This is a genomic window from Pseudogemmobacter sp. W21_MBD1_M6 (genome assembly GCF_052119585.1).
Classification (GTDB): Bacteria; Pseudomonadota; Alphaproteobacteria; order Rhodobacterales; family Rhodobacteraceae; genus JBGQOJ01.
This window is the reverse complement of sequence record NZ_JBGQOJ010000006.1, coordinates 160,989-169,188: the sequence shown is the minus strand read 5'-3', so window position 1 is coordinate 169,188 and position 8,200 is coordinate 160,989. Positions and strand designations below refer to the sequence as shown.

The following is an 8,200-nucleotide window of genomic DNA, read 5'->3' as shown; positions in this document are numbered from 1 at the left end:
GCTTGGTGCGTGGGCTGACGACATGATCCCGGTGCCGAGCAACACGCGGGTTTGGCTGGCGGCGGGCGTCACGGATATGCGGCGCGGCTTCAACACGCTGGCCGCACAAACGGAGAAGCTGCTGGCCGAGGACCCGTATTCTGGCCACCTGTTCGTCTTTCGGGGTCGCAGAGGTGACCTTTTGAAGATCATCTGGTGGGATACGCAGGGCGCATGCCTGTTCATGAAACGCCTCGAGAAAGGGCGGTTCGTCTGGCCTGCGGCCAAGGACGGAAAAATCTGTGTCACGGCGGCGCAATTGTCGATGCTTCTGGAGGGCATTGACTGGCGGACGCCGCAACGGACATGGCGGCCGTTGCAGGCTGGATGAACCAATAAAGCATGGGTTTATGGGCATTTTGCGTTCCGTTCAGGAGGCTGTTCGGATATAAAATGCGCATGCGCGCGACGTTCAAATCCCTGCCCGAAGACCCCACTGAGCTGCGCGCTGTCAGTGAATTGATGGCGGCCGAAATCAAGGCGCAGGCCTATCAGATCGAGAAGCTGAAGAAGGAACTGGCGGGACATCGCAAGGCCCGTTTTGGCAGCAAATCCGAAACCATGGATCAGCTGGCGTTCGATCTGCAGGAAGACACCGAAATTGCTGCCGCCTCCGAGGCGCAAAAGACAGCCCCCGAAACTGATACCGATCAAGACGCTCCTGCCAAACGAAACCACAATCGCGCACCGCTGCCCGATCATCTTGAGCGACAGGAGGAAATCCTGTCGCCGGGTGACGCCTGCGGCGATTGCGGTGGTGCGCTCAAGCAGCTCGGCGAGGACGTGACAGAAGAGCTGGAATACGTCCCCGGCCATTTTGTGGTGAAACGGATCGTGCGGCCGCGCATGACCTGCACCTGTTGTGAGGCTTTTGCTCAAGCCGAACTGCCCTCGCGCCCGATCACGCGCGGGCGCCCAGGGCCGGGCCTGCTGGCACATGTTCTGGTCGGTAAATATTGCGATCACTTGCCACTCTATCGCCAGTCGGAAATCTATGCCCGCGACAAGGTCGATTTGCACCGCTCCACGCTGACTGATTGGGTGGGGCGATCAACGGCGCTGCTGGAACCGTTGGCCGACCATATCGGCAAATTGGTTCGGGCCGGTCCCGCCCTGTTCGCCGACGATACGCCCGTCAAGATGCAGGCCAAAGGCAAGGCGCAAACGGCGCGTCTGTGGAGCTATGTGCGCGATGAACGCCCGTGGTGCGGACAAGCGCCGCCCTGCGTGTGGTATCAGTTCAGCGTCGATCGCAAAGGCGAGCACCCCTCATCCCACCTCAAGGGGTATAAGGGGGTGATCCATGCTGATGGCTACACTGGGTTCAACGGCCTGTTCGAGACAGACCGCGCCAGTGAGCAGGCATGCATGGTTCATGTGCGCCGAAAGTTCGTCGATATCTACGAAAGCGAAGGTTCTGCTATCGCTGAGGAAACGATCAAGCGCATCGCGGCCCTTTATGCCGTAGAAAAAGAGGCGCGCTATAAGCTCGCTGTAGAGCGCGTCGCTCTGCGACAGGACAAGGCAAAGCCAGTCTTTAACGCGCTGGAGGCATGGCTATCGCTGCAATTGCCCAAGATCTCCGGCAAATCGACCCTGGCAGCAGCCATCCGTTATGCGCTCGGCCGCATGCCAAAGGCGCGAGCCTATCTTGAAAACGGCGAACTGGAGCTGGACAACAATATCTGCGAGCGATCAATCAGACCGGTGACTCTCGGCCGCAAGAATTATCTGTTCATGGGGTCAAAAAGAGGCGGCGACGCTGCTGCCATCGCTTATACGCTCATTGAGACCTGCCGCATGAACAGTGTCGATCCCGAAGCATGGCTTCGCTGGGTTCTCGCCCGCGTCGCAGATCATAAGATCAACCGCCTCGATGACCTCATGCCGTGGAACTGGTTGGCTGAATAAGTCAACGCCAGTCAGACCGGACGCATACAAATCTTCTGCCAGTGTGTCTAGGCCTCTTGTTGAGTTGCCCATTACTTAGTCTCGAACATTTCTAATCATACGCCGATAGGTGATCGAAGTAAGACGAGACGCCGGACTGAGCCGTAGCGCAATATGGCAGCCTCAAACGCTCGACCACATCACTCTAGGTATTCGTCGTCAGTATCTGGCGCGGGGTCGAAGTTGTCGAAATAAAGTTGCCGATACAGGTGTAAGTTGATCCGAGTCGCTGTCGCTTTGTGGAGCGTACTAATTCCATTAGGGTCGCCGATTCTTGTCGCTTCGATCATGTAAGTTCCCCAAATCGAAAGGCCCTTTGGAAAATTCTTACTGTTCACGGCTGCTTCTGCTGCTACCTTAAAGCCACCATCCTCTTCACGGCAGCGGAATGACTCCCATTCGGCTCCAGTCGCCAAGTCGATCCTTGGTGGAATAGGATTGCCCCCACCTCCTCCTTCGGAGGGCGAGCGGCTACTAGCCCAGTCGCCATAGATTAACCTTGCTTGGTTGTTGGCTTGCTGAAGCTGAAGAAAAAGCCGCCGCTCCAGTATTGGAAATGAAGTCCCAAGGTCAACACCGGCGAAACTATCAGGAAAGCTACTACCGGTTACCGTAATAGGAATGTCGCTTCCACGAAGACGAACAATTTGCTTTACTAGCCCGTCCGCCCAGTTCGTTCTGCTCAAAAGGTCTCTGGACCAACCTGCATCAAGGACAAATCCAAAGTTAGCGTGCTCTGTTTTGCAAACTTCTTCAATGACTTGATCAAAGCGGCGCCCATTCTCGTGATCTAACCTCACCAGAAATGGTTTTTCTCGCTGATTGAAGCCATCGATCTGATTGCGGATTGCGGCAAGCTCGCCATGATTAACTTGAATGCAAGGGTGGGCATGTGGATGGTCGTCAAAAAAATTCACCCAACTCTGATTGTCATCAGAATGATCGACCAATTCAAGAAAGTCCTCCTGTGCCTTTCGTTTGACCTCCTTCACAGGTTCAAAAGGATCAATATCTAGGAAGTAATCGCGGTCACCAAAAACATTTTTAATTTTGAGCATTGCGGCTTCCAGAAGCTTTGCCGTCTTCCATGGCTTCAAGCAAAAGATCGGGGTCAAAAGATCTTTTGCGCTATCAGGAAGCTCGGCGACTGCCTGTAACTCAGCGTTCCGCAGAAACAGAGTTGGAACGTAAGACGTCGCTCTAATGTCAATTGCCACTTAGCCCAACCCTAACCTAATACTCATAGCCGCTTCGGACACATCGTAACGCTCTGCCATGAAGCGCGCAACCTCTGGTGTGGCACGCCCACCAAGCTCGCGCAAAACGCGAATGACGCTTCTTTCTGGCATCAAGAGCTGTGCTCCAAGGCGGTTTGCTTCGGCCTCGCGGGCATCTGACAGTGTAGAGCGGTACAGTATTGAATCTTCAATACCTTCCCCAATGGCGTCACGATGCAACAAGAAGTGAGCAATCTCGTGTGCGATAGTAAACCGCTGTCGAGTAGCTGCTTCATGTCTGTTTATTCTAATTCGAAACCCGGACGGGCTACTGTCAGACGGTTGGAGCTGTCCAGAAATTCTCGGTCGCAAAGTTGCGCTCTTAACTTCAATCCCAAGATCGCGGGCCATAGTCGCGATTTTGACAGGCACGCCTTCCAAGAAAGGCGCGATAATGGCCTTCTCATTCTGTGCAATCCTTTCCCATTCGCGGCTCATAGTGTCTCCTCTTCTCTTGCGCCCTCGTCATATTGTGTGTCGACCGGTTCAACCCCTCTATAGATGATCGACTTGGCTTCTTCTTTTACCAGATTGTGCAATTCCCCGCCTTCCTCCATTGCGTCTTTGAGGAAGGTTTTCGCAAGAGATGAAACGCGATCACCGATTGAGTTCCAGCCGATAAAAGCTAGAAGCGCCATGACAAAGCCAAGCGCCGCCAAGATAAGTGAAACCCCTGTAAGCATGATTGAAACGAAGTCCGAATAATTGATCCGAGTTATGGGTTCCTGCGGAATGTCGAGAAGTAAGCGTAATATAGCACTGGGATAGTGGGTCTCAGCCACGGCATCGGCGTTGACCACTGTAAACGGAGATATTAACGATACTGCTAGTACAATGGCATAAGCCCCTGCACCGCCTAGCGCGATAGCTGCAACGGTGATCAAAAAACGCTTCATGCGGCCTCCACGACAGTACTAAAGTTTCGAGTCTTCTCCCACAGGCGGACTCGCGACGCAACGCCCCTTGAGTTCCCCTTATGTTCTTATTCTGCGCGTTGTTGGAATGGAAAACAAGCTTCGCGTTTCGTCGGTCGTGAGACAGTTTGTTTAGCTGCCGATGATCTTCATCAAGAAAGTATTTTCAGGGATGGTTAGCAGAGCCACTGTGAGGTTGCGCAGAGTCGGTTATTGAGCTTGCTGGGAGCCGTGTGGATGGAGAGCCTAGATGGGACTCTACGCGGCCTCTAACGCAGCTTGCGGGTGAGACGTTCGGGTAGCCGCATCAAGAACTCATGCAATCCATCTACGGCGGTGCGCCGATTCCACATGACGCGGAGCAGGCCCTGCCGGGTGGCGCAGAAGCCGATAGCCTTCCATGGACGGACAGACTTTGAGGACAACGAGCTGCGCACCTGAACGATCCACTGGAGGTGGTCACGACAGGTAATGATGCGCAGTCGGCAATCAGCATCAGTGAAGATCACACCGGTATAGGCATCGGAAGTCTCGGACGAACTGGGCGCTGTATTAATGAGCAAGGGTATTTTGAGGACAGACCTGGAGAAGGCGTTCATGGAGATTATGTTCCTTGTGGACGGTGTTTGTGTGGATGTTGGTGCAGCGATGCGTTGCGAGGCCGCGCAGAGTCAGCGGTTAGGGTTGCGTCGGTATGTGTGACCGGAGAGGAAAGACGGAGACCTGCGCAGCCTTCAGGTACCGCTCATGGTCAGATGCAAGGGCGCCCCCTGAACTCCTCTCGACACGCTTCGCAGATGCAGACCCTAGCGGGATCGAAAGGGACCATGCGCGGCCTCCGCAATATCAGGGAGGCCTTCGATCAAAAGTGCCGCCAGCACCTCTGAGATAGACAACTCAACCCCAGTGTTGAGGGTTGCACGGTCTTGGAGACCCTCAACAATGCCCAGCACCTCGGGGCGGATGCGAACAGTACGCCATTGCTTAGCAGGCCCCGCCGTGAAGCCTGTTGCCATGCTGGCATGTTCAGGGAGGTGGAGATCGTGAAGGCGGGGAAGATCGTTCAGGAAGCGGACAGTGCGTTCGTGTCCATTCTGTTTATTGCGGGCGAATTGGGCCATGGTGGGTTCCTTGCGTGTGACAGAGCGAAAAGGGGAGCAGCCCTCGGGTGAACCAGAAGGGGCAGCTTGGGGAGACCCAATGCAGATCATCTCCACGGCATTAGCCGGAGTAGAGGTGAACCTGAGGGTAACTGGGGGCGCATGGATAGATAGAGACCCCCATGCAGATAGGTGTCGTTGAACATCTTCAGTCAGAAGGGGAAGCGTCGGGTGTTCTGGTGGAGGAGATAGAGCGATATGATCAAGTCTTATCTCACCCCTAACCAACCTCTAAGGTGAACCCCTGAGGGTCAACTGGGTTGTATGGGAGGAGAGGAGATAATGACTACCCCACTCTGAACACCCCTCTAAGGTGCACCTCTAAGGTAGTGATCTATAGGTAACCCTAACCATCTCTAGGCTATGGGTGGGGTTAATCGGCCACGCCTCGCAACCCCTTTTTCTTGTTCAGTTCGGCTTCAGGCCCGCTCAAGCCGTTCCAACGTCCGCATTACCTGCGATGCTGACCACTTACTGCCGCGAGGTGTGGTGACACCTGAGGTGTTAAGAGCCTCCGCAATCTCCCTTAAGGTCTTCCCTGAGGCTTTCAATGGACGAACCAGAGCGGCAACCCTTTGGGCGCTGGCGTCTGCACTGACCTGAATTGCCTTGTTCCGTTCTTCGGTCTTGGGCCGCAACCCGCCCAGCTTCACCCCGTTTGCCTTGGCCTCTGCCAGTGCAGCCTTGGTACGAATAGAGATGAAGTCCCGCTCCTGTTCAGCCAGCATTGCATACAAGTGTAATTCGATCTTTGAGGCCATGGGGATAGAGGCAACCCGAAAGATCACCTTTGGGTCTTCCATAAGGGTGGCGATAAAGGACACCTTGCGAGACAGTCGGTCTAGCTTGGCGACAAGGAGGGTTGCACCCGTCTTACGGCATAGGTCTAGGGCCTTGTTCAACTCAGGTCTGGTATCATCCGCGCCGGACAGAATGTCAGTGAACTCCCCGATGATCTCATGAGGTTCCTCTGCATATGTGGATAAAAATAGGTTCAAGTCTCGTTGTTGAGCGGCAAGACCAAGGCCGGATTGCCCTTGTTCCTTGGTAGATACACGACGGTAGAGTATGAACTTCTTCATGGCCTGACTCACATTTTGCGGGGACTATCGCTTCGTTGTGAGTCAGGCCGTTGCAAATGTCAACGTTCGTTGTGCGCGCAACAAATGATCACGCAGGCTGTAGCTTGGCCTTGATATAGTCGTCAACCTTAGCGGGCAACGAGGGGGGGACGTGACGGCCTCACATATAATCTCAGAGACTCGCATTTGTGGGGCGGAATATTTCGAGGTTGCCCCCAAAGAACTTACCACCAGCCGCGCATTGACCCGAAAACTGCAACAAGAAGAATGAGACCGCCGAGGCTGGCCCCTGCTTGGTAGTCGAAGTAGTCCAAGTTCATAATCCCTTCCCGGACCACCAGAGAGCTTCACCTTAAGGTCCGCATGGAGAGCGGAGACCACGAAATCAATGAAAAAGCCGAAGGAGTAATCCCCCTCGGCTCACATTGAATCTAAGTTGGGCCAGCAGTCCCTAGTGGCAATGGTAGGGCTTAGACCCAGCATGGCAGCACTGACCACGTGGCGAGTCCTTGCGGCAACCGCCGCCGTGTTCAACAATAATGTTTTCCTTTGTTACAGCGACTCCACCCGCAATAGTAGTTTCAGCCATTAGCGGAGCGGCTGACGAGAGCAGAACGCAATGAAACAATACCAATAGATTTTTCTTCATTTTTTCACCTTTGATAAAATAATGCAGTACCTCCAATGCTTCACCCTAGAGGCGAAAGTGTCAAGCCTCTTAAAATAGCCAAAGCAGAAAACCAACTCCGACAATCACTGCGACGATTACAAAAGACTTCCCCCCACTGCCTTGGGCCTGTGCCTTGGGCTTAGAATGAGCGGCCACCTTTGGGGCGCTTTTTCCCCCAGCAATCTTAGTTCGTGTGGAAAGGCCAGTTCCGGCTACACCTACGTTGGCGTGAACGCCTTTCTTACCAACGTTGACCGACGCCCCCCGCGCACCGACCGTGGTGCTTACCCCCCCGAGGCCTATGTTCAGCTTCACGCCCGGGGCGATCTTAATTCTCTTATTGAAACGAAAAGCCATAGCGAACTCCCTTGGCTGTAATACAGAGCACGGAATTGGTGGGACACTGCCACGCATCTATGATTCCCCCAAGACGAAACCTAAGGGGTAGGCAGTTGGTCTGAATGGCTGGTCTGAATGGATAGACTTCCAAGGAAATTATCTCATCAAGTCATTGAAATTGAATGAATATCTGAGATCTACATGAAGATGGTGGGTGATAAGGGATTTGAACCCCTGACATCTTCGATGTGAACGAAGCGCTCTACCACTGAGCTAATCACCCGATTACGGGCGGTTTAGCGTCACTCGGCGGCCACTTCAAGGGGCTCATCGCCATCATCCGGTGTATTCGCCTGAACTGCGTCGGGATCGGTGCGACGCAGCCGCAGGACCAGCATTTCACCGTTGGGAACAGATTTGCGGCGGGTGACCTTCAGCTTGCCGAAGGGTTGCAGGATGGGCTCTTCGCCGTTTTCAAGAGCAAGACCCAACTCGGCCAGAGTGGCATCGACAACAGACTTGACGGTCTGCTTTTTCACACCACAGGCCAATGCGACCCGCTCAACGAACTCTTTCTTGCGCAGCGCCGGACCTGCAACAACGGCAGTGTCGGCCTGATCAATTTGCGGCGTCGCGGCCATATCTGCCTTCGCGGTCGCGGCGGATTTTGCGCCTGCGGCCCCTGTCCCGGCGGAAGCGGCCTTTTTCGGTGTAGAAGTCGAACGTGTCGTCGTTGCTCGTGCCATGTCAGGTCTGCCCCGGTTTGTGT

General features: G+C 54.4%; 10 protein-coding genes and 1 tRNA gene. 2 read left to right on the top strand and 9 right to left on the bottom strand.

The window, feature by feature from the left end:
• Positions 1 to 22 precede the first annotated feature (22 nt).
• Both tnpB and tnpC read left to right on the top strand, forming a co-directional pair.
• Positions 23 to 370: an IS66 family insertion sequence element accessory protein TnpB gene (gene tnpB / locus ACEN2R_RS09450; RefSeq protein ID WP_442041564.1), complete on the top strand. Its 348-nt coding sequence runs from the start codon at positions 23 to 25 to the stop codon at positions 368 to 370.
• Between the two features lie 68 nt (positions 371 to 438).
• Positions 439 to 1,950: an IS66 family transposase gene (gene tnpC / locus ACEN2R_RS09445; protein WP_442041562.1), complete on the top strand. Its 1,512-nt coding sequence runs from the start codon at positions 439 to 441 to the stop codon at positions 1,948 to 1,950.
• Positions 1,951 to 2,129: 179 nt separating this feature from the next.
• Here the strand turns inward: tnpC and ACEN2R_RS09440 are convergent, their stop codons facing one another.
• The 9 genes from ACEN2R_RS09440 to ACEN2R_RS09400 all read right to left on the bottom strand — a co-directional run bounded on the left by ACEN2R_RS09440 (position 2,130) and on the right by ACEN2R_RS09400 (position 8,177).
• Positions 2,130 to 3,206 (bottom strand): beta family protein, encoded by a 1,077-nt coding sequence (locus tag ACEN2R_RS09440; protein ID WP_442041550.1) that lies wholly within the window; start codon positions 3,204 to 3,206, stop codon positions 2,130 to 2,132.
• Positions 3,207 to 3,704: an ImmA/IrrE family metallo-endopeptidase gene (locus ACEN2R_RS09435; protein WP_442041548.1), complete on the bottom strand. Its 498-nt coding sequence runs from the start codon at positions 3,702 to 3,704 to the stop codon at positions 3,207 to 3,209.
• The gene (locus ACEN2R_RS09430) at positions 3,701 to 4,162 is read right to left on the bottom strand and encodes a hypothetical protein (RefSeq protein WP_442041546.1); all 462 of its coding nucleotides are present in this window, start codon (positions 4,160 to 4,162) and stop codon (positions 3,701 to 3,703) included. Before ACEN2R_RS09430 ends, ACEN2R_RS09435 begins: the two co-directional genes overlap by 4 nt.
• Positions 4,163 to 4,449: 287 nt before the next feature.
• Positions 4,450 to 4,779 carry a hypothetical protein gene (locus tag ACEN2R_RS09425; protein ID WP_442041544.1) on the bottom strand — a complete coding sequence of 110 codons (330 nt, stop codon included), beginning with the start codon at positions 4,777 to 4,779 and terminating at the stop codon, positions 4,450 to 4,452.
• Between the two features lie 207 nt (positions 4,780 to 4,986).
• On the bottom strand, positions 4,987 to 5,301 hold the full coding sequence (locus tag ACEN2R_RS09420; RefSeq protein WP_442041542.1) for a hypothetical protein: 315 nt from the start codon (positions 5,299 to 5,301) through the stop codon (positions 4,987 to 4,989).
• 458 nt (positions 5,302 to 5,759) lie between these two features.
• Positions 5,760 to 6,422 (bottom strand): recombinase family protein, encoded by a 663-nt coding sequence (locus ACEN2R_RS09415; RefSeq protein WP_442041540.1) that lies wholly within the window; start codon positions 6,420 to 6,422, stop codon positions 5,760 to 5,762.
• 718 nt (positions 6,423 to 7,140) lie between these two features.
• Positions 7,141 to 7,449 (bottom strand): DUF4236 domain-containing protein, encoded by a 309-nt coding sequence (locus tag ACEN2R_RS09410; protein ID WP_442041538.1) that lies wholly within the window; start codon positions 7,447 to 7,449, stop codon positions 7,141 to 7,143.
• Between the two features lie 190 nt (positions 7,450 to 7,639).
• Positions 7,640 to 7,714: transfer RNA gene (locus ACEN2R_RS09405), tRNA-Val, on the bottom strand.
• Positions 7,715 to 7,733: 19 nt separating this feature from the next.
• Complete coding sequence (locus tag ACEN2R_RS09400; protein WP_442041536.1) at positions 7,734 to 8,177, bottom strand: HU family DNA-binding protein; 444 nt, start codon at positions 8,175 to 8,177, stop codon at positions 7,734 to 7,736.
• Positions 8,178 to 8,200 lie beyond the last annotated feature (23 nt).

Bases quoted from the DNA above. Each gene is read 5' to 3' on its own strand.
- ACEN2R_RS09420 (WP_442041542.1), bottom strand. From the start codon at position 5,301: ATGGCCCAATTCGCCCGCAATAAACAGAATGGACACGAACGCACTGTC.
- tnpB (WP_442041564.1), top strand. From the start codon at position 23: ATGATCCCGGTGCCGAGCAACACGCGGGTTTGGCTGGCGGCGGGCGTC.
- ACEN2R_RS09430 (WP_442041546.1), bottom strand. From the start codon at position 4,162: ATGAAGCGTTTTTTGATCACCGTTGCAGCTATCGCGCTAGGCGGTGCA.
- ACEN2R_RS09410 (WP_442041538.1), bottom strand. From the start codon at position 7,449: ATGGCTTTTCGTTTCAATAAGAGAATTAAGATCGCCCCGGGCGTGAAG.
- tnpC (WP_442041562.1), top strand. From the start codon at position 439: ATGCGCGCGACGTTCAAATCCCTGCCCGAAGACCCCACTGAGCTGCGC.
- ACEN2R_RS09425 (WP_442041544.1), bottom strand. From the start codon at position 4,779: ATGAACGCCTTCTCCAGGTCTGTCCTCAAAATACCCTTGCTCATTAAT.
- ACEN2R_RS09400 (WP_442041536.1), bottom strand. From the start codon at position 8,177: ATGGCACGAGCAACGACGACACGTTCGACTTCTACACCGAAAAAGGCC.
- ACEN2R_RS09415 (WP_442041540.1), bottom strand. From the start codon at position 6,422: ATGAAGAAGTTCATACTCTACCGTCGTGTATCTACCAAGGAACAAGGG.
- ACEN2R_RS09435 (WP_442041548.1), bottom strand. From the start codon at position 3,704: ATGAGCCGCGAATGGGAAAGGATTGCACAGAATGAGAAGGCCATTATC.